The organism is Pseudomonas sp. B34(2017) (assembly GCF_002112915.1).
GTDB lineage: Bacteria > Pseudomonadota > Gammaproteobacteria > Pseudomonadales > Pseudomonadaceae > Aquipseudomonas > Aquipseudomonas pharyngis.
This window is the reverse complement of record NZ_NEJA01000007.1, coordinates 37110-63787: the sequence shown is the minus strand read 5'-3', so window position 1 is coordinate 63787 and position 26678 is coordinate 37110. Positions and strand designations below refer to the sequence as shown.

22 protein-coding genes are annotated in these 26678 nt (G+C 60.9%); 16 read left to right on the top strand and 6 right to left on the bottom strand.

Annotation, left to right across the window (positions count from 1 at the left end; genetic code table 11):
- Positions 1–31: 31 nt before the first annotated feature.
- The 9 genes from CAF80_RS21925 to CAF80_RS21885 all read left to right on the top strand — a co-directional run bounded on the left by CAF80_RS21925 (position 32) and on the right by CAF80_RS21885 (position 9905).
- A complete protein-coding gene (locus tag CAF80_RS21925) occupies positions 32–787 on the top strand; it encodes a DeoR/GlpR family transcriptional regulator (protein ID WP_007953179.1) in 756 nt (251 codons plus the stop codon).
- A gap of 328 nt (positions 788–1115) precedes the next feature.
- Entirely contained in the window at positions 1116–2654 is a 1539-nt protein-coding gene (gene glpD, locus CAF80_RS21920; RefSeq protein ID WP_074688474.1) for a glycerol-3-phosphate dehydrogenase, read from the top strand.
- Positions 2655–2994: 340 nt separating this feature from the next.
- On the top strand, positions 2995–3909 hold the full coding sequence (locus CAF80_RS21915; RefSeq protein ID WP_039765825.1) for a glutamate/aspartate ABC transporter substrate-binding protein: 915 nt from the start codon (positions 2995–2997) through the stop codon (positions 3907–3909).
- A 194-nt stretch (positions 3910–4103) separates the two neighbouring features.
- Entirely contained in the window at positions 4104–4850 is a 747-nt protein-coding gene (locus CAF80_RS21910; RefSeq protein ID WP_007953174.1) for an amino acid ABC transporter permease, read from the top strand.
- On the top strand, positions 4850–5521 hold the full coding sequence (locus tag CAF80_RS21905; RefSeq protein ID WP_007953172.1) for an amino acid ABC transporter permease: 672 nt from the start codon (positions 4850–4852) through the stop codon (positions 5519–5521). Before CAF80_RS21910 ends, CAF80_RS21905 begins: the two co-directional genes overlap by 1 nt.
- Positions 5518–6252, top strand: coding sequence for an amino acid ABC transporter ATP-binding protein (locus CAF80_RS21900; protein WP_007953170.1), 735 nt, complete (start codon positions 5518–5520; stop codon positions 6250–6252). The genes CAF80_RS21905 and CAF80_RS21900 overlap by 4 nt, the downstream gene beginning before the upstream one ends.
- 64 nt (positions 6253–6316) lie before the next feature.
- Positions 6317–8230 (top strand): sensor histidine kinase, encoded by a 1914-nt coding sequence (locus CAF80_RS21895; protein WP_039765823.1) that lies wholly within the window; start codon positions 6317–6319, stop codon positions 8228–8230.
- A 44-nt stretch (positions 8231–8274) separates the two neighbouring features.
- Complete coding sequence (locus tag CAF80_RS21890; RefSeq protein ID WP_235375867.1) at positions 8275–9555, top strand: sigma-54 dependent transcriptional regulator; 1281 nt, start codon at positions 8275–8277, stop codon at positions 9553–9555.
- A 20-nt stretch (positions 9556–9575) separates the two neighbouring features.
- Positions 9576–9905 carry a GlpM family protein gene (locus CAF80_RS21885; protein WP_166742312.1) on the top strand — a complete coding sequence of 110 codons (330 nt, stop codon included), beginning with the start codon at positions 9576–9578 and terminating at the stop codon, positions 9903–9905.
- A 1-nt stretch (position 9906) separates the two neighbouring features.
- On the opposite strand, the gene CAF80_RS21880 is transcribed toward CAF80_RS21885, so the two are convergent.
- Positions 9907–10941, bottom strand: a complete 1035-nt coding sequence (locus CAF80_RS21880) for an alpha/beta fold hydrolase (RefSeq protein ID WP_074688478.1) — start codon at positions 10939–10941, stop codon at positions 9907–9909.
- A 246-nt stretch (positions 10942–11187) separates the two neighbouring features.
- On the opposite strand from CAF80_RS21880, the gene CAF80_RS21875 reads away from it, so the two are divergent.
- Entirely contained in the window at positions 11188–11688 is a 501-nt protein-coding gene (locus CAF80_RS21875; protein ID WP_074688480.1) for a hypothetical protein, read from the top strand.
- A gap of 62 nt (positions 11689–11750) precedes the next feature.
- Here the strand turns inward: CAF80_RS21875 and metE are convergent, their stop codons facing one another.
- On the bottom strand, positions 11751–14063 hold the full coding sequence (gene metE, locus CAF80_RS21870; protein WP_085667933.1) for a 5-methyltetrahydropteroyltriglutamate--homocysteine S-methyltransferase: 2313 nt from the start codon (positions 14061–14063) through the stop codon (positions 11751–11753).
- Positions 14064–14174: 111 nt separating this feature from the next.
- Here metE and metR point away from each other — a divergent pair, with 111 nt between their 5' ends.
- On the top strand, positions 14175–15092 hold the full coding sequence (gene metR, locus CAF80_RS21865; protein ID WP_007953158.1) for a transcriptional regulator MetR: 918 nt from the start codon (positions 14175–14177) through the stop codon (positions 15090–15092).
- Here the strand turns inward: metR and CAF80_RS21860 are convergent.
- From CAF80_RS21860 to CAF80_RS21845, 4 genes are read right to left on the bottom strand one after another with little or no spacing between them, the layout of a single operon-like run.
- Positions 15076–15606, bottom strand: coding sequence for a GNAT family N-acetyltransferase (locus CAF80_RS21860; protein ID WP_085647243.1), 531 nt, complete (start codon positions 15604–15606; stop codon positions 15076–15078). The genes metR and CAF80_RS21860 overlap by 17 nt on opposite strands.
- A 2-nt stretch (positions 15607–15608) precedes the next feature.
- Positions 15609–16247 (bottom strand): LysE family translocator, encoded by a 639-nt coding sequence (locus CAF80_RS21855; RefSeq protein WP_085667932.1) that lies wholly within the window; start codon positions 16245–16247, stop codon positions 15609–15611.
- Positions 16248–16270: 23 nt separating this feature from the next.
- Positions 16271–16705, bottom strand: coding sequence for an NUDIX domain-containing protein (locus CAF80_RS21850; RefSeq protein WP_085667931.1), 435 nt, complete (start codon positions 16703–16705; stop codon positions 16271–16273).
- A 57-nt stretch (positions 16706–16762) separates the two neighbouring features.
- Positions 16763–18121, bottom strand: a complete 1359-nt coding sequence (locus CAF80_RS21845; protein WP_085667930.1) for an HD domain-containing phosphohydrolase — start codon at positions 18119–18121, stop codon at positions 16763–16765.
- Between the two features lie 256 nt (positions 18122–18377).
- Here CAF80_RS21845 and CAF80_RS21840 point away from each other — a divergent pair, with 256 nt between their 5' ends.
- From CAF80_RS21840 to CAF80_RS21820, 5 genes are read left to right on the top strand one after another with little or no spacing between them, the layout of a single operon-like run.
- Complete coding sequence (locus tag CAF80_RS21840; RefSeq protein ID WP_085667929.1) at positions 18378–20651, top strand: EAL domain-containing protein; 2274 nt, start codon at positions 18378–18380, stop codon at positions 20649–20651.
- Positions 20648–22522 (top strand): bifunctional diguanylate cyclase/phosphodiesterase, encoded by a 1875-nt coding sequence (locus tag CAF80_RS21835; RefSeq protein WP_074688485.1) that lies wholly within the window; start codon positions 20648–20650, stop codon positions 22520–22522. The genes CAF80_RS21840 and CAF80_RS21835 overlap by 4 nt, the downstream gene beginning before the upstream one ends.
- Positions 22519–23466 (top strand): cytochrome-c peroxidase, encoded by a 948-nt coding sequence (locus tag CAF80_RS21830; RefSeq protein WP_039765802.1) that lies wholly within the window; start codon positions 22519–22521, stop codon positions 23464–23466. Before CAF80_RS21835 ends, CAF80_RS21830 begins: the two co-directional genes overlap by 4 nt.
- The gene (locus tag CAF80_RS21825) at positions 23463–25277 is read left to right on the top strand and encodes a DAHL domain-containing protein (RefSeq protein WP_085667928.1); all 1815 of its coding nucleotides are present in this window, start codon (positions 23463–23465) and stop codon (positions 25275–25277) included. The genes CAF80_RS21830 and CAF80_RS21825 overlap by 4 nt, the downstream gene beginning before the upstream one ends.
- Complete coding sequence (locus CAF80_RS21820; protein WP_085667927.1) at positions 25274–26677, top strand: ATP-binding protein; 1404 nt, start codon at positions 25274–25276, stop codon at positions 26675–26677. Before CAF80_RS21825 ends, CAF80_RS21820 begins: the two co-directional genes overlap by 4 nt.
- Position 26678 lies beyond the last annotated feature (1 nt).

Sequence of the window (26678 nt, the reverse complement as noted above, 5' to 3'; positions counted from 1 at the left end):
AAATTTTGCACGGCAGCCCAAAGGAAGCCCCATGAATCTGCCTCCCCGTCAGCAGCAAATCCTCGAGCTGGTCCGCGAACGCGGCTATGTGAGCATCGAGGAAATGGCCACGCTGTTCGTTGTTACCCCGCAAACCATCCGCCGCGATATCAATCAACTGGCGGAAGCCAATCTGCTGCGTCGCTACCACGGCGGCGCCGCCTATGATTCCAGCGTCGAAAATACCGCCTACGCGATGCGCGCCGATCAGATGCGCGATGAAAAGCAACGCATCGGCGAAGCCATCGCCGCACAGATTCCCGATCACGCCTCGCTGTTCATCAATATCGGTACGACGACCGAATCGATTGCCCGCGCCCTGCTCAATCACAGCCACCTGAAGATCATCACCAACAACCTGCACGTCGCTTCGATGCTCAGCGCCAAAGATGATTTCGATGTGCTGCTGACCGGCGGCAACGTACGTCGCGACGGCGGCGTGGTGGGTCAGGCGAGCGTGGACTTCATCAACCAGTTCAAGGTCGACTTTGCGCTGGTGGGTATCAGCGGCATCGACGAAGACGGCAGCCTGCTCGACTTCGATTACCAGGAAGTGCGGGTGTCCCAGGCGATCATCGCCAATGCCCGGCAGGTGATCCTGGCGGCGGACTCCAGCAAGTTCGGGCGTAACGCGATGATTCGCCTCGGCCCGATCAGCCTGATCGATTGCCTGGTCACCGATCAGCAGCCGGTGCCGGCGCTGGCGCAACTGCTGAGCCAGCACAAGATTCGTCTGGAAGTCGTTTAACCCTCTCCCGCATAACTCCCTCCCGGCGAATTCTCGTTCCCACGCTCTGCGTGGGAATGCCGCCCGGGACGCTCTGCGTCCCATTCAGAAGCCGACGCAGAGCGTCAATGTATGCATTCCCACGCAGACGGTTCGACGCCTCGACGTGGGAACGATCAGTACTCTAACGCGCATTTCATGTTCGAATATTTTCCTTTCTCGGCCCTTCGATGAGTTTTTTCAATCGAAGTCGACTGGCTGCGCGCGTCTTTATGGGCTACCATTTTCGCAAATGAACATTCATGTTCGATTTCCAAGACAGAAAATCAAAAGAGCCCGAGGCCAGCCGATGTCCACATCTACCTTGCGTACGCCCCCTATCTCCGAGATCTACGACATCGCCGTCATCGGCGGCGGGATCAATGGCGTGGGGATCGCAGCGGATGCTGCCGGTCGCGGTCTTTCGGTGTTCCTTTGCGAAAAGGACGATCTGGCCAGCCACACCTCGTCGGCCAGCAGCAAGCTGATCCACGGTGGCCTGCGCTACCTCGAACATTATGAATTCCGCCTGGTGCGCGAAGCTCTGGCCGAGCGCGAAGTGCTGCTGGCCAAGGCCCCGCACATCGTCAAGCCAATGCGTTTCGTGCTGCCGCACCGCCCGCACCTGCGTCCGGCGTGGATGATTCGCGCAGGCCTGTTCCTCTATGACCACCTCGGCAAGCGCGAAAAACTGGCGGGCTCGAAAAGCCTGAAGTTCGGCGCCGACAGCGCACTGAAAAGCGAAATCAGCAAAGGCTTCGAATACTCCGACTGCTGGGTCGACGACGCCCGCCTCGTGGTTCTCAACGCCATGGCTGCCCGTGAAAAAGGCGCGCACATTCACACCCAGACCCGTTGCGTCAGTGCCCGCCGCGCCAAGGGCCTGTGGCACCTGAACCTGGAACGCGCCGACGGCAGCCTGTTTTCGATCACCGCCAAAGCGCTGGTGAACGCCGCCGGTCCGTGGGTCGCCAAGTTCATCCGTGATGACCTGAAGATGGAATCGCCGTACGGCATCCGCCTGATCCAGGGCAGCCACATCATCGTGCCGAAACTGTACGAAGGCGATCACGCGCACATCCTGCAAAACGAAGATCAGCGCATCGTTTTCACCATTCCGTACCTGAACAACCTGACTCTGATTGGCACCACCGACCGCGAGTACACCGGCGATCCGGCCAACGTGGCGATCACCGATGGCGAAACCGATTACCTGCTGAAAGTCGTCAACGCCCACTTCAAGAAGCAGATCAGCCGTGACGACATCCTGCACACCTATTCAGGCGTGCGTCCGCTGTGCAATGACGAATCCGATAACCCGTCGGCCGTGACCCGCGACTACACCCTGGCGTTGTCCGGCAGTACCGAAGAAGCGCCGCTGCTGTCGGTGTTCGGCGGCAAGCTGACCACCTACCGCAAGCTCGCCGAGTCGGCGATGGCGCAGTTGATGCCGTTCTTCACCCAGATGCGCCCGAGCTGGACGGCCACCGCCACCCTGCCCGGCGGCGAAGACATGACCACGCCACAGGCCTTGAGCGCGCAGATCCGCGACAAGTTCGACTGGGTACCGACCGAAATTGCCCGTCGCTGGGCCACTACCTACGGCAGCCGCACCTGGCGCATGCTCGAAGGCGTGGACACCCTCGCCGACCTGGGCGAACACATCGGCGGCGGCCTCTATACCCGTGAAGTCGATTACCTGTGCACCGAAGAATGGGCCACCACCGCGCACGACATCCTGTGGCGTCGCAGCAAACTGGGCCTGTTCACCACACCGGCCGAGCAAGAGCGACTGGCGGCGTACCTGAACAAGGTCGAGCAGAACCGCAGCAAGATCGAAGCGGCCTGATTCGTTCGTCGCTGAACAAAAAGCCCCTGAATCGAAAGATTCAGGGGCTTTTTGCATTCAGGCTGAAACAAGGCGTGTCGCAGACGTTCGGTTTTCCGAACGCGACCTGACGGTCAATTCGGTTAACCGGATCAGATCCACGGAAAAACACCATCACAAAACTTTAATAACGTTATAAATCAATGCATTAACGTGTAGCGACTGGTCTGGCACGACTCATGCTCTACACTCCTTCGACGAATGCCTGTTGCGCCAACACAACAGGAGCCGTCAGGCATTCGAAGCTCAAAAGGGCCCGCTCAACCGGCTCCATAAAAAAAACAATGTCGAGGAAAATTTGATGCGCATCGTTCCCCATATCCTGGGCGCAGCCATTGCTGCCGCTCTGATCAGCACACCAGTTTTCGCTGCCGAACTCACCGGCACCCTTAAGAAGATCAAAGAGTCCGGCGTCATCACCCTGGGCCACCGTGACGCTTCCATTCCTTTCTCCTACATCGCTGACGCTTCCGGCAAGCCGGTCGGCTACTCCCACGATATCCAGCTGGCCATCGTCGAAGCGATCAAGAAAGACCTGGACCTGCCAAACCTGCAGGTCAAATACAACCTCGTCACTTCGCAAACCCGTATCCCGCTGGTGCAGAACGGCACCGTGGACGTCGAGTGCGGCTCCACCACCAACAACGTCGAGCGTCAGCAACAGGTCGACTTCTCCGTCGGCATCTTCGAAATCGGTACCCGTCTGCTGTCCAAGGCTGACTCCAAGTACAAGGATTTCGACGATCTGAAAGGCAAGAACGTCGTGACCACCGCCGGCACCACTTCCGAGCGTATCCTCAAGGCGATGAACGCTGACAAGCAGATGGGCATGAACGTGATTTCCGCCAAGGACCACGGTGAGTCCTTCCAGATGCTGGAATCGGGTCGTGCCGTTGCGTTCATGATGGACGATGCCCTGCTGGCCGGCGAAGCCGCCAAAGCCAAGAAAGCCTCCGACTGGGCCGTGACCGGTACTCCACAGTCGTACGAAATCTATGGCTGCATGATGCGCAAGGGCGATGCGCCGTTCAAAAAGGCTGTCGACGACGCCATCAAGGCGACCTACGCGTCGGGCGAGATCAACAAGATCTACGAAAAATGGTTCATGCAGCCGATTCCGCCAAAAGGCCTGAACCTGAACTTCCCGATGAGCGACGAGCTCAAGGCCCTGATCGCCAATCCGACCGACAAAGCGGCTGACGACAAGAAATCCTGATTTCTGACTAACCTTATCCCCTGAGGAGGCGCCTGCCTTTTCAGGGGATGGTCACTCCCTGCTGGCACTTATTGGAAACACTCGAACCGGTGGCTGTCGAGCCGATCGCGTGTGCCTGATTTTCACAATCAGGGCGGGAACGGAGCTTCCCCAGGCGGGCACTTGTACATCGATCGAATCGAGGGGAGACCCTAATGAATTACAACTGGGACTGGGGCGTGTTCTTCAAGTCCACCGGCGTGGGCAGCGAGACCTATCTCGACTGGTTCATTTCCGGTCTGGGCTGGACCATCGCCATCGCCATCGTGGCCTGGATCATCGCCCTGCTGCTCGGCTCGCTGCTGGGCATCATGCGCACCGTGCCGAACCGCATCGTGTCGGGCATCGCGACCTGCTACGTCGAACTGTTCCGTAACGTGCCGCTGCTGGTTCAGCTGTTCATCTGGTACTTCCTGGTGCCCGATCTGCTGCCGCCGGATCTGCAGGAGTGGTACAAGCAGGACCTGAACCCGACCACTTCGGCCTACCTGAGCGTTGTCGTGTGCCTGGGCCTGTTCACCGCCGCCCGTGTCTGCGAACAGGTTCGCACCGGCATCCAGGCGCTGCCACGCGGCCAGGAATCCGCCGCCCGCGCCATGGGTTTCAAGCTGCCGCAGATCTACTGGAACGTGCTGCTGCCCCAGGCCTACCGGATCATCATTCCGCCGCTTACCTCGGAATTTTTGAACGTGTTCAAGAACTCCTCCGTGGCGTCCCTGATCGGTCTGATGGAGCTGCTGGCGCAAACCAAACAGACCGCCGAATTCTCGGCCAACCTGTTTGAAGCCTTCACCCTGGCGACCCTGATCTATTTCACCCTCAACATGAGCCTGATGCTGCTGATGCGCATGGTCGAGAAGAAAGTCGCCGTGCCCGGCCTGATCTCCGTGGGGGGTAAATAATGGAATTCGATTTCAGTGGCATCGTTCCGGCCATTCCCGGCCTGTGGAACGGCATGCTGATGACCCTCAAGCTGATGGCGCTGGGCGTGGTCGGCGGGATCATCCTCGGCACCATCCTCGCGCTGATGCGCCTGTCCCACAGCAAACTGCTGTCGAGCATCGCCGGTGCGTACGTCAACTATTTCCGTTCGATCCCGCTGCTGCTGGTGATCACCTGGTTCTATCTGGCAGTGCCGTTCGTGCTGCGCTGGATCACCGGCGAAGACACCCCGATCGGCGCGTTCACCTCGTGCATCGTGGCGTTCATGATGTTCGAAGCGGCGTACTTCTGCGAAATCGTCCGGGCCGGCGTGCAGTCGATCCCGAAAGGCCAGATGGGCGCGGCGCAGGCACTGGGCATGACCTACGGCCAGATGATGCGCCTGATCATCCTGCCTCAGGCGTTCCGCAAGATGACCCCGCTGCTGCTGCAGCAGAGCATCATCCTGTTCCAGGACACCTCGCTGGTCTACACCGTGGGCCTGGTGGACTTCCTCAACGCCTCGCGCGCCAGTGGCGACATCATTGGCCGCTCGAATGAGTTCCTGATCTTCGCAGGTCTCGTGTACTTCACCATCAGCTTTGCCGCCTCGGTGCTGGTCAAGCGTCTGCAAAAAAGGTTCGCCGTATGATCTCTATCAAGAACATCAACAAGTGGTATGGGGACTTCCAGGTGCTGACCGATTGCAGCACCGAGGTCAAAAAGGGTGAAGTGATCGTGGTCTGCGGTCCGTCCGGTTCGGGCAAGTCGACCCTGATCAAGTGCGTCAACGCACTGGAGCCGTTCCAGAAAGGCGACATCGTGGTCGACGGCACGTCGATTGCCGATCCGAAGACCAACCTGCCGAAACTGCGCTCGCGCGTCGGCATGGTGTTCCAGCATTTCGAACTGTTCCCGCACCTGACCATCACCGAAAACCTGACCATTGCGCAGATCAAGGTGCTGGGCCGCAGCAAGGAGGAAGCCACCAAGAAAGGTCTGCAACTGCTCGAACGTGTCGGCCTGTCGGCTCACGCCCACAAGCATCCGGGGCAACTGTCCGGTGGTCAGCAACAGCGCGTGGCGATTGCCCGTGCGCTGGCGATGGACCCGATCGTGATGCTGTTCGACGAACCGACCTCGGCGCTGGATCCGGAAATGGTCAACGAAGTGCTCGACGTGATGGTGCAGCTGGCCCACGAAGGCATGACCATGATGTGCGTGACCCACGAAATGGGCTTCGCACGCAAAGTGGCCGACCGCGTGATCTTCATGGACGCCGGCAAGATCATCGAAGACTGCAAGAAAGAAGAGTTCTTTGGCGACATCAGCCAACGCTCCGAACGCGCGCAGCATTTCCTCGAGAAAATCCTGCAGCACTAAAAACGGCTGCATTCCCCGACATCCACTGTCGGGGAATGCAGGTGGTTGACCCAAGGCATCTGTGATGAAATGCGACCCCACTCTCTATCGCGCCACGCCGCCATCACTTGCCGTGAAACCCCGTCTGATCCGCCACCTGTTCCTGCCGCCGCTGGTCATCGCCCTGATGATCGGACTGGGTTACATCGGCTTCTGGACCAGCGAACATTTCGGCATCCGCAGCCTCGGCGAAAACGGCCAGCGCCAACTGGAACTGCACGCCCGCGCGGTCGAAAGCGAGATCAGCAAATACACCTACCTGCCCAGCCTGCTGGAGCTCGAATCGAGCGTTTCGCAGCTGCTGGACGACCCGACCCCGGAACACCGGCAAACGGTCAACGATTACCTTGAAGGCCTGAACCGGCGCAGCCGCAGTCGGGCCATCTACGTCATGGACACCACCGGCCGCGTCATGGCGACCAGCAACTGGCGCGACGTCGACAGCTACCTTGGTGAAGACCTGTCGTTCCGCGCCTACTTCCAGAACGCCATTCGCGGCCAGCCCGGACGTTTCTACGGAATCGGCAGCACCAACGGCGAACCCGGTTATTACCTGGCCCACGGCCTCGAAGAACACGGCAAGATCATCGGCGTCGCGGTGGTCAAGGTACGCCTGGAAGCCATGGAAGAACGCTGGCAACGGGCGCGTCTCGAAGCCTTCGTCAGCGATGAAAACGGCATCATCATTCTCTCCAGCGATCCGGCCCGGCGCCTGAAATCGGTCATACCGTTGAGCGACGAGACCAAGGAAAAACTCGCCCGCAGCCTGCAGTACTACTGGTTCCCGCTGAACGAGCTGCAACCGCTGGCCCGGGAAACCCTGTCCGAAGGCGTGGAAAAACTCACCTTCCCGGCCAACAGCGAAGTGCCGAGCCAACAGGATGGCGATGAAGAAAACATCAGCTACCTGGCGCAAACCCGACCGTTGAGCGATACCCCGTGGAATTTCACCCTGCTCACGCCGTTGCAGGATCTGCGGCGCGAGGCAATCAATCAGGGGATTCTGGTGGCCGTGGCGTTTGCCCTGGTGGCATTCCTGCTGATCGCCTGGAACGAACGGCGCAAGGTCATCGCCACCCGCCTCGCCGCCCGCGAAGCCTTGCAGGAAGCCAACAATCAGCTGGAGCGTCGGATTACCGAACGCACCGCCGACCTGCGCGCCAGCAACGACCGGCTCAAGAGCCAGATCCGCGAACGGCGTCAGGCCGAAGAGACTCTGCGCCGTGCCCAGGACGAACTGGTGCAGGCCGGTAAACTCGCCGCCATCGGCCAGATGTCCACCAGCATCGCCCACGAACTGAACCAGCCGCTGGCGGCGATGCGCACGCTGTCGGGCAACACCATTCGCTTCCTTGAGCGCGGCCAGCTCGATGTCGCCAGCACCAACCTCAAGACCATCAACGACCTGATCGACCGCATGGGCCGGATCACCGCCAGCCTGCGCTCCTTTGCCCGACGTGGCGACGACAAGGGCCGCGCCAGCCTCGGCAAAGCAGTGGACGCCGCCCTGCAAGTGCTCGGCGCCCGTGTGGAAAGTGCCGCCCTGAAAGTGCATCGCCAGTTCGACGATGTGCAGGTGCAGATCGACCAGACGCGCCTGGAACAGATTCTGGTCAACCTGATCGGCAACGCCCTCGACGCCATGCAGGCGCAACCGCTGCCGGAACTGTGGCTGGAAGGCGAAGAATTCAACGGCAAATATCGCCTGCGCGTGCGCGACAACGGCCACGGCATCGACGCCGAAGCGCGCAAGCATCTGTTCGAACCGTTCTTCACCACCAAGCCCGGCGAACAGGGCCTGGGCCTCGGCCTGACCCTGTCGGCCAGCCTCGCCGCCGCCACCGGCGGGCATCTGGGTGTCGAACACCCGGCCAGCGGTGGTACCACCTTCGTCCTCAGTTTACCGTTGGTAAGCCCTACTCCTGCCGAGCCAATATGAACAACGACCTCAGTGTATTGATCGTCGAAGACGACCCCCATGTCCTGCTCGGCTGCCAGCAGGCGCTGACGCTGGAAGACATTCCCTGCATCGGCGTCGGCAGTGCCGAAGAAGCGCTGGAGCAAGTCGGTGACAATTTCGCCGGGATCGTCATCAGCGACATTCGCCTGCCGGGCATCGACGGCCTGGAACTGCTGACCCGACTCAAGCAACGCGACCGCAGCCTGCCGGTGGTGCTGATCACCGGCCACGGCGATATTTCCATGGCGGTCGGCGCGATGCAGAAAGGCGCCTACGACTTCATGGAAAAACCGTTCTCCCCCGAGCGTCTGGTCGATGTGGCCCGTCGTGCGCTGGAGCAACGCAGCCTGAATCGCGAAGTCTCGTCCCTGCGCCGGCAACTGGCCGAGCGCGACTCACTTGAAGGACGGATCATCGGGCGCTCGCCGGCCATGCAGAACCTGCGCGAACTGATCGCCAACGTCGCCGACACCTCGGCTAATGTGCTGATCGAAGGCGAAACCGGCACCGGCAAGGAACTGGTCGCCCGCTGCCTGCATGATTTCAGCCGCCGTCACAGCAAACAGTTCGTTGCGCTGAACTGTGGCGGGCTGCCGGAAAACCTGTTCGAAAGCGAAATCTTCGGCCACGAAGCCAATGCCTTCACCGGCGCCGGCAAACGGCGGATCGGCAAGATCGAACACGCCGACGGCGGCACGCTGTTCCTCGATGAAGTGGAAAGCATGCCGCTGCCGTTGCAGATCAAACTGCTGCGGGTGTTGCAGGAACGCACCCTCGAACGCCTCGGCTCGAACCAGAGCGTGGCGGTGGATTGCCGGGTGATCGCGGCCACCAAATCCGACCTCGACGAATCGAGCAAAGCCGGGGAATTCCGCAGTGACTTGTACTACCGCCTCAACGTGGTGACGCTGGAACTGCCGCCCCTGCGCGAGCGCCGCGAAGACATCCTGCAACTGTTCGAACACTTCACCCAGCAATCGGCCCTGCGTTTCGACCGGGCGCTGCCGGAGCTGGACAACCAGACGTTGTCGAGCCTGATGAGCCATGACTGGCCGGGCAACGTGCGCGAACTGCGTAACGTCGCCGAGCGTTTTGCCCTCGGCCTGCCAGCGTTCAAGAAAACCGGCGCGGGTAGCGCGGGCCAGGGTCTGGCATTCGCCGAAGCAGTGGAAGCGTTCGAACGCAACCTGCTCAGCGACGCCCTGCAACGCAGCGGCGGCAACCTGACCCAGGCCAGCCTGGAACTGGGGATGGCCAAGACCACGCTGTTCGACAAAGTGAAGAAATACGGCTTGAGCCATTAAGCGAGAACGATGTGGATCTGATTTTCAAGGCAATGCTCGGCGCGGCCGTGGTGGTGATCCTCGCCATGCTGGCCAAGACCAAAAACTACTACATCGCAGGGCTGGTGCCGCTGTTCCCGACCTTCGCCCTGATCGCCCACTACATCGTCGGCAAGGGCCGTTCGATAGACGACCTGAAGACCACCATCGTCTTCGGCATGTGGTCGATCATTCCGTACTTCGTGTATCTGGCAACGCTGTACGTGATGGTCGACCGCATGCGCCTCGAAGCTTCGCTGGCGGTGGCGGCGGTGGCATGGTTGATGGCGGCGACGCTGCTGGTGTCGGTGTGGGTGCGGCTGCACGCCTGAGTCAGAGCAGGTTGTGTTCCGCCACCGGTTCGATCTGCGCCCAGTGCGACGTGTCTTCGCGATGCTCGCGCAGATACGGCAACACCGCCGCCAGCAAAGGTTCCTTGAACGCTTCCTGAAAGCGGTGCGCCAGCCCCGGAATCAGCCGCAGCTGACTGCCGCGAATATGCGCCGCCAGGTGCACGCCGTGCATCACCGGCAATAACGGATCAGCCGTGCCGTGTACCACCAGGGTCGGGACGCGCAGTTGATTGAGCAACGCCACCCGGCTCGGTTCGGCAAGGATCGCCATGATCTGACGCTTCACGCCTTCGGGATTGAACGCCCGGTCATAGGACAGCGCCGCCTGATGCAGCAAGGCCTGCCGGTCATCGCTGACCGAAGGGCTGCCCAGTGCGGCCAGCAGATCGGCCTGTTGCTCCAGGGCAATCTGGCGATTGGGCGCGCCGCGCCGTGACAGCAATTGCACCAGCGCCGCGCTCGGCGCCGGCAACCCTTCGGCACCGGAGCTGGTCATGATCAGCGTCAGGCTTTCGACCCGTTGCGGCGCCATCGCCGCCATGTGCTGGGCGATCATCCCGCCCATGCTCGCGCCGAGCACGTGGAATTGCTCGACGTGCAACGCATCCATCAGGCCCAGCGCATCGTCGGCCATGTCGGTCAGGCTGTAAGGCGCCGCCACCGGCAGGCCGAGCTTGTAGCGCAGCACTTCAAAGGTCAGGTTGGCTTCCACCGGCGTCTGGCGCCAGGTCGACAGACCGACATCGCGGTTGTCATAACGGATCACCCGAAAGCCCTGCTGACACAGCGCAACCACCACTTCATCCGGCCAGTGGATCAACTGGCCGCCCAGGCCCATCACCAGCAACAGCGCCGGATCCGACGCACGGCCGATGCTCTGGTACGCCAGGCTCACCTGATCCAGATCGACCCGTTCGGTCGGTACATTGACGTCGCAACGCGACGCCGCGTAGGACGCCGGAACGCAAAAAACCGCGGCCAACAACGCCGCGATTGCAAAAAATCCCTTGAACATGAAAAACACCGAAACGCAGAACCCCAGTAGAACGCGAGTCTGATGAAGTTTGTTCAAGCGCGCTGCCACAGTTCGATGACAGTTTGATGAAGAGTGCCGAGCGGTCGAATCGGCGAGAGTCCAGCAACTGCCTGTGGCACCTACCGCTTGTCGGGACTGTCAGATCTGACAGTCGTTAAAAAACTGCCTTTGACACAGCATGAATTCTCGGCCGACAGGCGGCCATCAACGCATCAGGGAGGCAATATGAGCGCGAATCTCATTACAAACGGGGATTTCGAGTCGGGCAGGTTTACCCCATGGATCGCACAGGCTCTTCACGGCAAAGCCGACGTGGTCAATCACAACCGCAGCTACCAGGCGCAACTGCACCCTGGAGTGGATGACGGCATCTTGCTCTATACCCAGTTCGAAGCCCCCTCCGGGTCTTTTACCCTGAGTTTCAGTGCATCCGCACCCACTGCCCAGTACTACCTGCCTCCATTTGATTACGTTACTCACCCGTTCCTGGTTTATTTCATTTCGGGCTTCGACGCAGGCGGTCAATTGATTCAGGCGGACTTTGGCCTGGCGCCGCTGCAACCCACGGATACAGTCTTTAACTACAGCGGCAATATGCCGGCTGACGTAAAGAGGGTCGAAGTTCGATTCTCGGGTCCCTCAGATCCTTATAAAAACAAAGGTTCGCTTTACATCGACAATGTGATTTACACACCGGGGCAGACTCTCCCCCAACGCTGGAGCTGAGCGAAAAAAACCGCTGAATGCAGAGCCTCAGCGGTTTTTCGATGTGAGCCGGTTCTGAGGTATTACGCCAACTGACTGCGCAACTGCCGCGCCGCGGCGACCATATTGACCAGTGCCGCTTCGGTCTCCGGCCAGGCGCGGGTTTTCAGGCCGCAATCGGGGTTGACCCACAGACGCTGCGCCGGAATGCGCTTCACGGCTTTGCTCATCAGTTTGACCATCTCGGCGGTGTCCGGCACACGCGGCGAGTGAATGTCGTAGACACCCGGGCCGATGTCGTTCGGGTAGTCGAACGCTTCGAAGGCCTCGAGCAATTCCATGTCCGAACGCGAGGTTTCGATGGTGATCACGTCGGCATCCATGTCGGCGATCGCCTTGATCACATCGTTGAATTCGCTGTAGCACATGTGGGTGTGGATCTGGGTTTCATCCTTCACACCCGACGCAGTCAGACGGAACGCTTGCACCGCCCAGTCGAGGTATTCCTGCCATTGTTCACGGCGCAGCGGCAGGCCTTCGCGGAACGCCGCTTCGTCGATCTGCACGATCCTGATCCCGGCGTTTTCCAGATCCACCACTTCGTCCCGCAGGGCCAGCGCCAGTTGTTGCGCCTGGACTTTGCGCGACACGTCTTCGCGGGGGAACGACCACATCAGCATGGTCACGGGACCGGTCAGCATGCCTTTCATCACCTTGTCCGTCAGGCTCTGGGCATAGGTGATCCAGTCCACGGTCATGGCGTTCGGACGGGACAGATCGCCATAAATCACCGCCGGTTTGACGCAGCGGGAACCGTAGCTCTGGACCCAGCCGAAACGGGTGAACAGATAACCGTCGAGCTGTTCGGCGAAGTACTCGACCATGTCGTTGCGCTCGGCTTCACCGTGCACCAGTACATCGAGGCCCAGACGTTCCTGCACCTGCACCGCGTGGCGGATTTCGCTGCGCATGGCATCGTGGTAGTCGTTGACCGACAGCTTGCCCTGCTTGAACGCCTGACGGGCCAGACGAATCGATCCAGTCTGCGGGAAAGAACCGATAGTGGTGGTCGGGAACTTCGGCAATTTCAAACGCGCCTGCTGTGCGGCGATGCGTTTGGCAAACGGCGAATGGCGCTGGCTGTCGCTGGCATTGATCGCCTCGATCCGCGCTTGCACGTCGGCCTTGTGAATACGCGGCGAGCGGGCGCGGCTCTCTTGAATCGCGCGGCTTGCGGCCAGTGCGTTTTGCACGTTCGGCGCTTGCGGGTCGTTCAGCGCATCACGCAACACCGAGATTTCGCTGCACTTTTGTACGGCGAATGCCAGCCAGCTTTTCAGTTCCGGATCGAGCTTGTCTTCACGCTCGACATCCACCGGGCTGTGCAGCAACGAGCAGGAACTGCTGACCCACAGGTTGTCGCCGAAACGCTCCTGCGCCGGTTGCAGTTGCGCCAGCGCCTGCTCCAGTTCGCAGCGCCAGACGTTGCGCCCGTTGACCAGGCCGACCGAGAGAATCTTGTAGGTCGGCAGACGATCCAGCACCTGACCGAGCTGATCGGGCGCACGTACGGCGTCGATGTGCAGGCCTTGCACCGGCAGGCCGACGGCCAAACCGAGGTTGTCTTGCAGGCCACTGAAATAGGTCGCCACCAGTTTCTTCAGCGGCGAGTACTGCAGGATGTGATAGGCGCGTTCGAAGGCACTTTTCCACGCCTGCGGCAGGTCGAGAGTGAGGATCGGCTCGTCGACCTGCACCCACTCCACGCCCTGGGCGGCGAGGCGACCGAGGATTTCGTTGTACACCGGCAGCAGGCGCTCTAGCAGATCGAGCTTGTCGAAATCGTTGCCTTTCGCCTTGCCCAGCCACAGATAAGTCAGCGGGCCGATGATCACCGGTTTGACGTTGTGACCGAGGGCTTTGGCTTCTTCGACTTCATCGAACAGCTGTTCCCAGCTCAGCTTGAATTGCTGGTCGGCGGTGAATTCCGGGACCAGGTAGTGGTAGTTGGTGTCGAACCACTTGGTCAGTTCCTGGGCGTATTGGGTCTTGCCGTGCTCACCGCCGCAGCAGGAAGACGTGGCTCCACGGGCCATGGCAAACAAGGTGTCGAGGGTCGGCAGACCGCGTTCGTCACGCACACCGTCGAAGCGCTCGGGGATCACACCGAAGGTCAGCGAGTGGGTCAGCACCTGGTCGTACCAGGCGAAGTCGCCGACCGGCAGCAGGTCGATGCCGGCGTCCTTCTGCAATTGCCAGTGCCTGGCGCGCAGCTCGCGGCCGACCTGATTCAGAGCGGCCTGATCGAGATCGCCTTTCCAGTACGCTTCGAGGGCTTTTTTCAGTTCGCGGTCGGCGCCGATGCGCGGGAAACCCAGGGTGTGTGCCACGGCCATGTCGAGTGTTCTCCATTGCGTAAAAGATGGCGCCATTGTCGACAGCCAGGGCAACATGAGACAAACTCAACCTTTTCGTGTTGATCACAAATTTTCCTCATGGAGCCTGCGGTGCTTGAGATCCGTCACCTGAAAACCCTGCATGCCCTGCGTGAAGCCGACAGCCTGGTCGATGCAGCCGACCGCCTGCACCTGACCCAGTCGGCGTTGTCCCACCAGTTCAAGGAGCTGGAAGAGCGCATGGGCATGCCGTTGTTCGTGCGCAAGACCAAACCGGTGCGCTTCACCAGCGCCGGCCTGCGCCTGCTGCAACTGGCCGACGCGACCCTGCCGCTGCTGCGAGCCGCCGAACGTGATATCGGACGGCTGGCCGGTGGCACCGCCGGGCGTCTGCACATGGCCATCGAATGCCACAGCTGCTTCCAGTGGCTGATGCCGACCATCGACCAGTTCCGCGATGCCTGGCCGGAAGTCGAACTCGACCTCGCTTCGGGTTTCTCGTTTGCCCCGCTGCCGGCGCTGGCTCGCGGCGACCTGGATCTGGTGGTGACGTCCGACCCGCTGGAAATCGCCGGCATCACCTACGTGCCGCTGTTCACCTACGAAGCCATGCTCGCGGTCGCCAATCAGCATGCGCTGGCGAGCAAACCGTACATCGTCCCCGAAGACCTGCTGACCGAAACCCTGATCACCTACCCGGTCGAACGCGACCGGCTGGACATCTTCACCCGCTTCCTCGAACCGGCCGACATCGAGCCGGCGCAGGTGCGCACCTCGGAACTGACCGTGATGATGATGCAGCTGGTGGCCAGCGGCCGTGGCGTGTGCGGCATGCCGCACTGGGCGCTGCATGAATACAGCTCGCGCGGTTACGTGAAGGGCAAGCGGCTGGGCGAGAAAGGTCTGTTCGCGACGCTGTACGCGGCGATCCGCGCCGACATGCTGGACGCGCCGTACATGCGCGATTTCCTGCTGACGGCCAAGGACACCTCGTTCTCGACCCTGGATGGGGTCAGCGCGGTTCGTTGAGACTGGCGGTTGGCACGAAAGGCTGGGACCACATGTGGATCTTGTCGAAGTAGTCCTCGCCGACCCGCACCGCCATCGGCTCGAGGCCGAACTGGACGAAGCCGCAGCGCTGGTACAGATGAAACGCCGCATCATTACCGGCGGTGACGGTCAATTGAATGACTTTCAGCGCCGGATGCTGCTGCGCTTCCCCCAGCACCGCCTCCATCAATTTCAGCCCCAGCCCGCGCTGACGAAACTCGGCCGACACATACATGCCGAACACCGTTGCCTTGTGCCGGGCCTTCTCCCGAGGCTCGAACGCCAGGCCGACGATCCCCACCAGCCGGCCCTCTTCGAACGCGCCAAACACCGCGTCGAGCTTGCTGGTCAGGCGTGATTCCCACCAGCTCAACGGCATCACTGCACGTTCGCGCACGCTGGAGGTGAACGCCTGCGGATGCCGGTCATACGCCTCCAGCATCAATTCGCGATAGGCCAGCGCATGACTGGCGTCCAGCCGCTCGATCCACATGTTCAGGCGGCCTTGCGCTGTTCAAGCATCAGCCGCACGGCCAGACCGCTCAGCACAAACCCCATGAAATAACGCTGCGCCGCCAGCCAGGTCGGATTGTTGACGAACCACGAAGCGATCCCCGCTGCGAACAGCGCGATCAACAGGTTGACGCTGAAACTGACGCTGATCTGGGTCAGGCCGAGGATGAGGCTCTGGGTGAACACCGAGCCGTGCTCGGGGGTGATGAACTGCGGGAATACCGAGAGGTAGAACACCGCGATTTTCGGGTTCAGTGCGCTGGTGAGAAAACCCATGGTGACCAGTTTGCGCGAAGAATCCGCCGGCAACTGTTGCGCCTCGAACGGCGAGCGGGCGCCGGGTTTCACCGCCTGCCAGGCCAGCCACAACAGGTACAGCGCGCCGGCCCACTTCAACACTTCATAGGCCATCGGCACGGCTAAAAACACCGCAGTCAAACCGGCGGCCGCCGCGAACAGATGCACGAAGAATCCCGCCACCACGCCGAGCAGCGAGGTCACCCCGGCGCGACGTCCCTGGCAGATCGACCGCGAGATCAGGTAGATCATGTTCGGCCCCGGCGTCAGTACCATCAGCAGGGCGGCGGCGGCGAAAATCAACAGGTCTTGAAGCGGGATCATGACGAAGTCCTTTGCACGAATGATCAGGCGATCGCAGTCAGCGAGGCTCGATAAAACGGCAGGATCAGGTCGCGTGTCAATGGGGCGAGAACCACATCGCCGTCGGTGGCCGGGTCGATCCAGATCACCTCCTCGATCTCGGCGGCCGGAGACACCCCGGCGTCGATGGTCAGTTGAAAGAGTTCGGCCTGCACAACGAATCCCGGCTCGTTGGCAGCGGGTGCCGAGAACTGGCCGAGAAAGCTCGCCTGCGCCGGATCGATCACCAGTCCCAGTTCTTCCTCCAGCTCACGGGCCAGCGCATGCACCGGCAGTTCATCGGCTTCAATCTTGCCGCCCGGCTGCATGAACGCCGTGGTATTGCGCTTGCGCACCAGCAGGGTCTGGCCGTCGGGACCGATCAGCAGCGCAGCGGCGATGCGGATGATGCGGGGGGAAACTGCGGATACAGAAGTCATGGGTCAGTCACCGGCCTTGAGAAAAGCCGCAAGGATCCCATGCCGACCGCGCCAGCGTCATCCACCCTGGGCCGCAAGCGTCGTCTCAGGCTCTTGCGGCACCTTTACGAATACCTTGTATTTGCCGCCCTCCATGGCCTCGAAACTGATCAGTTTTTCAACCAGCGGAGCGCTCAGCACTTTGCCGGCGTTGAGCAGCAACATGCCGTTGTCGGCATTGAGGTTGCGCGCCAGGATCATCCCGGCCGCCAGCTCCCGGGTGCCCAGCACCCTGACGCTCGGATCGGTCAGCGTGATATCGCTGACCGTCGCACACACCTTGACGAAGTCCTCGATCAGCTCGGGATCATAGACTTTGCCGGCGTACTGGCGCAGGTACAACAGCGCTTCATCGCTGTTCATCTGCCGTTCGAGAATCAACCCGCGCTGCAATTCGACGAAATCCACCGCCAGTTTCAACAGGCGCGAGCCCAGGGGAATGGCTTCGCCCTTGAGACGGTCGGGGAAGCCTGTGCCGTCCCAGTGTTCCTGATGGTGCAGGATCAGCCGCGCCGCGTCCTTCATCGGGTCGAGGGTCATCAATAGCGATTCGCTCTGTTTCGGATAGGCACGGTAGCGGTCGCGCTCTGTGGAGTGCAGCAGGTCCGAGGGCGTGGTCATCATGCTGTCGGTCCAGCTCAGTTTGCCGATGTTGTAGAGCGCCGCCGCCATGGTCAGGTCGCGGCTGGCGGCTTCGTCCAGCCGATGAACCTTGCAGTAGCCGCGTACCAGCTCGATGATCTGCCGGTTGGTCTGCTTGGCCGGCGGCAGACGCAAATTCGCCAGCAGCGAGAACACTTCGGTGCCGGTCACATAACTGTGTTTGAGCTCCTCGTAGGCCAGGTCGAGCATGTCGGCGGTCTGCTGCAGTTCGGCGGTACGGGCGGCGACGTGTTTTTCCAGGGTGCTGTTGAGCAATTTCAATTGTTCGTTTTGCACTCGCGTCAGTTTTTCCAGACGTTCGCGCTCGCGTGCCAGATGCTGATGCTCGAGGGCCTGACGCAAAGTCAGCAGCATTTCCTCGTCGTTCCAGGGTTTGCTGATGTAACGGTGGATCTGCCCTTCGTTGATGGCCTTGATGATCGCCGAAGGGTCGGCGTAGCCGGTGAGCATGATCCGCGCAGTCGCCGGGTACAGCTCATGAACGCGCGCCAGCAGCGTGGCGCCATCCATGTTGGGCATGCGCGCATCGCTCATCACCAGATTCACCGGTTGCTGTTCGAGTATTTCCAGCGCCTGGGCACCGCTGGTGGCCAGCAAGACGTCATAAGGCTGACCGCGCAACAGGCGGCGCAGGCTGTTGAGGATCGGTTCTTCGTCATCGACCAGCAGCACTTTGGGCCGGGGCGGCGAAATCGGGGCGGACGGCTCTTCCATGGCGAAGCCTCGTGAAAAACGTTGGACATGACTGCCGCGCCGGCAGACCTCCCCTGCTTGCCCGCGCTTGAATCACAGGCTAGATGATTTTCGCAGGGCGCGTGTAAATCCCCTGTTACACCACGCCAGGCAAAGTTGCGCCCTGGCAACTATGCTCAAGTCGCTGGACGACACCATCGACCTGCGCGCAGGCATGTGATGAGGGGAAAAGGATGCTCCTGATGACGAATGTGCGTGAACACACGGGTATTGCGTCATGAGTGCGCAACCCGGACACACCAACCGCCGCGTGCTCATCGTCGACGATACCGCGTCGATCCATGACGATTTCGCAAAGATCCTCAAACCGGCCACGGCTGAAGCCGACAGCCTGGATGAAACGGAAAGCCTGCTGTTCGGCGATGCGTCCTCCGCCCCCGTCGCACCGAAAGACCGTTTCGAACTGGACTCGGCCTATCAGGGCCGCGAAGCGCTGGACAAAGTCGAAGCCGCACTCGCCGCCGGGCGCCCGTACGCCATGGCCTTCATCGACATGCGCATGCCGCCGGGCTGGGATGGCCTGGAAACCATCGAGCGGCTGTGGCAGGTCGATCCCAAGCTGCAGGTGGCCCTGTGCACCGCCTACTCCGATTACTCGTGGGAAGACATCGACCGGCGGCTGGCCCTGACCGATCGCCTGCTGATCCTGAAAAAACCCTTCGACGCGATCGAAATCCGGCAGATGGCCAGCGCCCTGACGGTCAAGTGGCAAATGACCGAAGACGCCGCCATGAAGATGAACCTGCTGGAGCAGGCGGTTCAAGAGCGTACCCGGGAACTGTCCGACGCCAACATCATCGTGCAGAACAGCCCGACCATCCTCTACCGGTTGCGCGGTGAACCGTCGTTTCCGCTGATGTACATCTCCCACAACATCACCCGCTACGGCCATGTCGCGGCTGATCTGGTGGGTTCGGCCCACTGGGCGCAGACGCTGATTCACCCGGACGATCAGGTCAGTGTCGATACCGCCATGGGCCGGGTGCTCGATCGGCATGCCGAAGGCGCCTCCATCGAGTTTCGCCTGCGTACCGGCGCGGGCGACTGGCGCTGGGTGGAAAACCGCTACATCCCGGTGCGCGATCACGACGGCCGACTGCTGGAAGTCGAGGGGATCATTCTTGACATCACCGAACGCCGGCTGGCCGAAGAAAAGATGAACCTGCTGGCCCGCACCGACGGTCTCACGGGACTGGCCAATCGCGCCACGCTGATCGAGCGTCTGCATCAGGCCTTCGCCGCCGCGCGTCGGGGAGCGGCACCTTTTGCGGTGTTTTACCTGGATCTGGATCACTTCAAGCGGATCAACGACACCCTCGGTCATCCGGTCGGCGATCTGTTGTTGCAGGCAGTGGCGCAACGGATCAAATCCAATGTACGGGAAAATGACGTGGTCGCACGGCTGGGCGGAGACGAGTTCGCGATCCTGCAACTGGACGTCAGCGACCCGACCCAGTCTGCTGCCATCGCGACCAAGATCCGCGATGCGCTTCTGGAGCCCTACCAACTGGCAGGCAATGCCTTGCGCATTTCCGTCAGTATCGGCATCTGCCTGTACCGCGCCAACAGTCTGGATGCCGACAGTCTGCTGGCCGGCGCCGACATGGCGCTGTACCGCGCCAAGGAAACGGGGCGCAATCAGTACCAGTTCCATTCCGAGCAAATCACTCGCGAAGTCGCCGAGCGCATGACCCTGGCCGAGGAGTTGATGACGGCCCTGACTCGGGGAGGACTGAAGCTCGACTACACGCCGGAAGTGGACATGCACAGCGGCAAGATTCTCGGCATGGCCGCGCAGGTCAAATGGCAACATCCCAGGCTTGGTCTGCTGCCGGCGTCGGCCTTCGTACCGGCAGCGGAAAAGACCGGCGCAATCATCCCGCTCGGTCGCTGGATCCTGGATCACGCCTGCTGGCAGATGCGCCAGTGGCAAAACGAGGGAGTGGCGCCTCCGGTGATGGCGATCAGGATTTCCCTGGCGCAACTCAAGAGCGGCCCGGAACTCATCTATGACGTGCTGCGCACCACCGCCCGCTGGGAACTGGCACCGTGGGATCTGCGTTTCGATGTCACCGAAGCGACCCTGGCCCAGACCAAATGGACCCACAACGATGTGCTGCCGCGCCTCAGTGAGCTTGGGGTAAAGATCGCCATCGACGATTTCGGCACCGAATACTCATCGTTCGATTACCTGAAAACCTACCGGGTCAATCACCTCAAACTCGCCCAATCCCTGATCGACAGTGCAGCCCAGGATGAAGGCAGCGCCAATACCCTGCGAGCGATCGTCAATTTCGCCCGGGATCTGGCGATCGACATCAGCGCCGAAAGCGTCCAGCCCACAGATCGGGATGACGCCCTCACCTCTTCGGTCCCGCTGAAAAACGTGCAAGGCCTTTGCTTCAGGGAGGCTGTCAGCCCCGAACAGGCGGCCCGCCTGCTGAAGGACGGGAACGCGACCGCCCCGCTGCCCAGGGAGGACGAGGGATGAAAACACCTTTTGCGCAGACCAACCGGCGCATATTGATCGTCGACGATACCCCGGCGATCCATGATGACTTTCGCAAGATACTGACCCCGGACACCAGCGGTGCAGCAGACCTGGATACGCTCGAGCAAACGCTGTTCGGCACCCGGCAATCATCGCACCTGACGTTCCAGCTCGACTCCGCCTATCAGGGGCAGGAAGCGCTGAAACTGGTGCAGCATGCGGTGGAAGAAGGCCGGCCTTATGCCCTCGCGTTCACCGACATGCGCATGCCGCCCGGTTGGGACGGTCTGGAAACCATCGAAAAACTGTGGGCGGTCGATCCGAATCTGCAAATCGCCTTGTGCACCGCCTATTCCGACTACAGCTGGGAGGCCATGGCCGAACGACTGGAATTCGGCGATCAGTTGCTGATCCTGAAAAAACCGTTCGACACCCTGGAAATCCGCCAGATGGCCAATGCCCTGACCTGGAAATGGCAGTTGGCCCAGGATGCGGCGCTGAAAATGCTCAGTCTCGAGCAGACCATCGAAGCCCGCGTGCATGAATTGCTCAAGGTCTCGCACCTGTTGCAGTACGACAGCCTCACGGGCCTGCCCAACAGCACCTTGCTCGGTGACCGTTTGACTCAATCGCTGGCCGCCTGCCGGCGCCATGACAAACAACTGGTGGTGATGTTTCTCGGGCTGGATCGCTTCAAGCGCATCAACAATGCCCTGGGCCACCCGGCGGGCGACGAGATGCTCAAACGGGTCGGCCAGCAATTGCTCGCCTGCGTGCGCGAATCGGATTCGGTCTTTCGTTATGGCTCCGACGAGTTCGTGGTAATGCTCAGCGACATCAACCACCCGCAGCAGACCCGCAGCATTGCCGAGAAACTGCTGGGCGCCATCCGTATTCCACAGACGATTGTCGGGCATCCCGTGAGCATCACGGCCAGTCTGGGCATCAGCATCTATCCCGACGACGGGCTCGAAGCCATCGAACTGATCAAAAAAGCTGAAACGGCCATGCGCAACGCCAAGGAAACCGGGCCGAGCGAGATCGCTTTCTTTATCGAGGCGATGAACCAGCGTGCCCGGGAACAGCAAGGCATCGAAACGGGCATTCGCCAGGCCCTGCAGCGGCACGAATTCGTCCTGCACTACCAGCCGAAAATCGACCTGGTCAGTAGCCGGGTGGTCGGCGCCGAAGCACTGGTGCGCTGGCAAAAACCGGGACATGGCTGGGTCTATCCGTCGGATTTCATACCGGTGGCCGAAGACAGTGGCCTGATCGTGCCGCTGAGCAAATGGGTGCTGGGCGAAGCCTGTCGGCAGACCCGGGACTGGCAACAGGCGGGCTTGCCGCCGATCCGCATGTCGGTCAACACCTCGGCCATCGACTTTCGCCAGCGCCATTTCGTCGAGGGCATCGAGCAGGTACTGGCACAGACCGGGCTCGATCCCCGTCTGCTGGAACTGGAGATCACCGAAAGTGTGCTGATGCAGAACGTCGATGCAACGATGAACGCGCTGGGCAGGCTGAAGGCGCTGGGGGTTCGGCTGGCCATCGATGACTTCGGCACCGGTTATTCCAGCCTGAGCTATCTGCGCCGCTTTCCCATCGATGTGCTGAAAATCGATCAGTCGTTCATTCGCGGCCTGAGCCATGACAGCGGTGATGCAGCCCTGGTCGGCGCGATCATCAGCCTGGGCAAGAGCCTGAACCTCAACGTCATTGCCGAAGGTGTGGAAACAGCACAACAGTTGGAGTTTCTCAGGGCTCACCACTGCGAGGAGGGCCAGGGCTTTTATTTCAGCAAGGCCTTGCCGGCAGAGGCCTTCGCCCGGTTGCTGGAGTCTGCTCAGCCTGGCACGTGGGGTGTTTCATGAATCGCCCGGGGTCGTTGGTTCTACTGCTCGGTCTGTGCGCAAATGCCATCGCCGCACCGCTGGACGAGCCGCTGAAACCTTTGCCGCCAATGCCGCACCTGGATGCCAGGCGGGTCGAGCTGGGGCGCCAGTTGTTCCATGACCCGCGATTGTCGATCAATAACACGCTGTCCTGCGCCAGCTGCCATCAACTGGATAAAAGCGGCGCCGACACCCGCGCCTTCTCCAACGGCTTCGATGGGCAACCGGTGGCGGTCAACACGCCGACCGTATTCAACGCCAGCCTCAATTTCCGCCAGTTCTGGGACGGCCGCGTCGAAACCCTGGAAGAACAAAGCAACGTCGTGATCACCAGCCCCCACGAAATGGGCAGCGACTGGAACACCGTCGTGCAACGGATCGCTGACGACGCAGCCTATGGTCAAAGCTTTCGTGCCGCCTACCCCGATGCCGTGAACCGGGCCAATATCCAGAATGCGCTGGCCACCTATGAGCGCACGCTGCTGACCCCCGACTCCCGTTTCGATCAGTACCTGCTGGGCAATACCGATATCCTGACCCTCGAAGAAAAATACGGCTATCAGCGTTTCAAGGAGTACGGCTGCATTGCCTGCCATCAGGGCGTCAACATCGGCGGCAACATGTTCCAGAAATTTGGTGTGTTCGGCGACTACATCGCCGATCGCGGTAACCCGACGGTGGCCGACCAGGGCCGTTTCAACGTGACCGGCGACGAAGCCGACCGCGCCGTGTTCAAGGTGCCGAGCCTGCGTAATGTCGCGCTGACCGCACCGTACTTCCATGACGGCTCGGCGCCCACCCTCGAACGGGCCGTGGACGTGATGTTCCAGTATCAGTTGGGGCGCATGCCGAGCGAAGAAGACAAGACCCTGATCATCCTGTTTCTCAAGACCCTGACCGGCCATCCGGAGGGCCAGCCATGATGAAGGTTTCACGCCGTGTCAGCCTGATGTTGATCGGGCTCGTCGCCGTGCTGCTGGCCTCGATCCTGGTGTTTCTCTACCTCAAGTCCAGCACCGAGCAGACGACGGCCTACACCGAATCCCGGGACCTGATCCGCCAGATCAAGCAGCAGGACTCGCTGTGGGAAAACGAAATCCTCAAGGCCCGGGTGGCGATCTCCCACAATTACGACCCGCTGGTCTCGCCGATGAGCGAGATGAACCGCCTGTGGGAACGCTTCGACACCATGGAGTCCGGGCACGGGCGCAACGACTCGACACAATGGGACGAAGCCCACGAGAGTTTTCTCAAGGCGATGCAGGAAAAGACCCGGCTGGTGGAGCAGTTCAAGTCGCACAACGCCTTGCTGCGCAACTCCCTGGCGTTCCTGCCGACCGCCGAAGATGACATTCAGGCACAACTGGCCGGCCTGTCCGATCTCGACAAGATTCAGGTGCAGAACATCGCCACCGATACCTATGACCTGCTGCTCAGCGCACTGGAGTTCTCTCAGGTCACCTCCGACGACAAGGCCGCCGATATCGTCCTGGGCCTGAACAAACTGGCGGTGAACGCGCAACGCCTGCCCCAGGACTTTCAAGCCCCGATCAGGATCCTGAGCAATCACATCAGTCTGATCCTGCGCGAGCAGCCGATCGTCAACCGCTTGCTCGAGGAGATTGAGGCGGTTCCGGTGGCCGAGCGCCTGGACAACATCACCAACATGCTCAACCGGGATCAGCAGCGGGTCGAAAAAATCGACAGGAAATATCACTTCTATCTGCTGCTGTTCTCGGTCCTGCTGATGCTGTCGCTGCTGTGGCTGGCCATCCGTCTGATCCGCAGTTTCGCCGAGATCAACCGGGTCAACGCAGCCCTGCAAACCGCCAACGATGTGCTGGAGCAACGGGTCGACGAGCGTACCCGGGAGCTCAAGAACGCCCAGAGCGAACTGCTCGACGCCGCACGCCAGGCCGGCATGGCCGAGATCGCGACCAACGTGCTGCACAACGTCGGCAACGTGCTCAACAGCGTGAACATTTCCTCCGACCTGATCGCGCGCAAGTTACGCAACAGCAAGATCCTGGGGCTGGGCAAGGCCATGCAGCTGATCAACGAACACCCCGACGACCTCGGCCAGTTCCTCAGCGAAGACCCCAAGGGCAAATTGCTGCCCGGCTATCTCAATCAACTGGTCGTTGCCATCGCCCAGGAACAGCAGGAAATGGTCGACGAACTGAACCAGATGAACAAAAGTGTCGATCACATCAAGGACATCGTCGCCACCCAGCAATCCTATGCCGGGGCCAGCAGCCTGACCGAGCCGCTGTACATCAGCGAACTGCTCGAAGACGCCCTGCGCATGAACGCCGGAGCCCTGACCCGGCACCACGTCACAGTGGTCAAGGACTACGCCGAAGTGCCGCAGGTGATGGGTGACAAACACCGTTTGCTGCTGATCCTGATCAACCTGATCAGCAACGCCAAATACGCGATGTCCGACCTCAGCAACCGCCCGCGCACCATCACCCTGGGCGTAAAAATAGTCGACGGGAATTATCTGGAAATCAGCGTCAGGGACGATGGCGAAGGTATCGCCCCGGAAAACATGACGCGGATCTTTGCCCACGGTTTCACCACCCGCAAAGAGGGCCACGGCTTCGGCCTGCACAGTTGCGCCCTGGCGGCCATCGAGATGAACGGCCACCTCACGGCCCACAGCGACGGGCCTGGCCAGGGCGCCCTGTTCACCTTGCAGATTCCGCTGATCGCGGTAACGGAGAACGCATGAGCGAATTGTCGAACCGCCGCATTCTGCTGATCGATGACATGCCGTCGATCCACGAAGACTTTCGCAAGATCCTTGCCCCGGCTTCAGCGCAGTCGGCAGAGATGGACGAAATGGAAGCCGCGCTGTTCGGCGAAACCGCCAGACCCCGGCGAGCGGTTTTCGAACTGGACTCGGCCTACGGAGGGGAAGAAGGCCTGGCCAAACTCAACCTGGCCTTGCAGGAACAATGTCCCTACGCCCTGGCGTTCGTCGACATGCGCATGCCCGACGGCTGGGACGGGGCGCAAACCATCGAAGCGCTGTGGCAGCAGGATCCGCAGTTGCAGGTGGTGGTCTGTACCGCCTATTCCGACTATTCCTGGGACGAATTGCTGGATCGTCTGCACGCCCATGACCGGCTGCTGATTCTGAAAAAACCCTTCGACAACATCGAAGTCCAGCAGATGGCCAACACCCTTCTGACCAAATGGCAGATGACCGAGCGCGCGTCGCTGCAAATGCATCACCTGGAACATCTGGTGGATCAGCGTACCGCCCAGTTCAAGCAGGCCAGCGAAGCCTTGCAGCGGGAAATCGACGAACGCAAACAGCTGGAAGGCCAGTTGGTGCAATCGGAGAAGCTCGCTTCGCTGGGGCAACTGGCCGCTGGCGTCGCCCATGAAATCAACAATCCGATCGGTTTCATTTCCTCCAACCTCGGCACGCTCGACGGCTATTTCCAGCAACTGCTCACCATGCTCGGCGCCTATCACACCGCCGGGCAAACCCTGCCCGCCGAACTGGCTGGGCAGTTGCAGCAATTGCGCGAGGACCTCGAACTGGATTTTCTGCTCGAAGACATTCCGGTGCTGATCAGGGAATCCAAGGAAGGCATCGCTCGGGTCGGCCAGATCGTCAGGGACCTGAAGGATTTCTCCCGGGTCGACAGCCATCAGGAATGGCAATGGGCCAATCTGCAACAGGGCATCGAATCGACCCTGAACATTGTCGCCAGCGAGCTCAAGTACAAGGCCGATGTGATCAAGGAATATCAGGAGCTGCCGGACATCGAATGCCTGCCCTCGCAAATCAATCAGGTCATCATGAACCTGGTGGTCAACGCGGCGCAGGCCATGGGTCCGGAGCGCGGCACCATCACCCTGCGCACTGGCGTGCAGGGAGAATCGGCAGTCATCGAAGTCGCCGATACGGGCTCGGGCATTGCACCCGAAACCCTGCAAAAGATCTTCGACCCGTTCTTCACCACCAAACCGGTCGGCCAGGGGACGGGCCTGGGCCTGTCCCTGTCCTATGGCATTGTAAAAAAACACGGCGGTGACATTTCCGTCAGCAGCAAACAGGGATTCGGTACGACGTTCCGCGTGCAACTGCCGTTGCGCCAAACCCGGCCGGCGGCCTGAT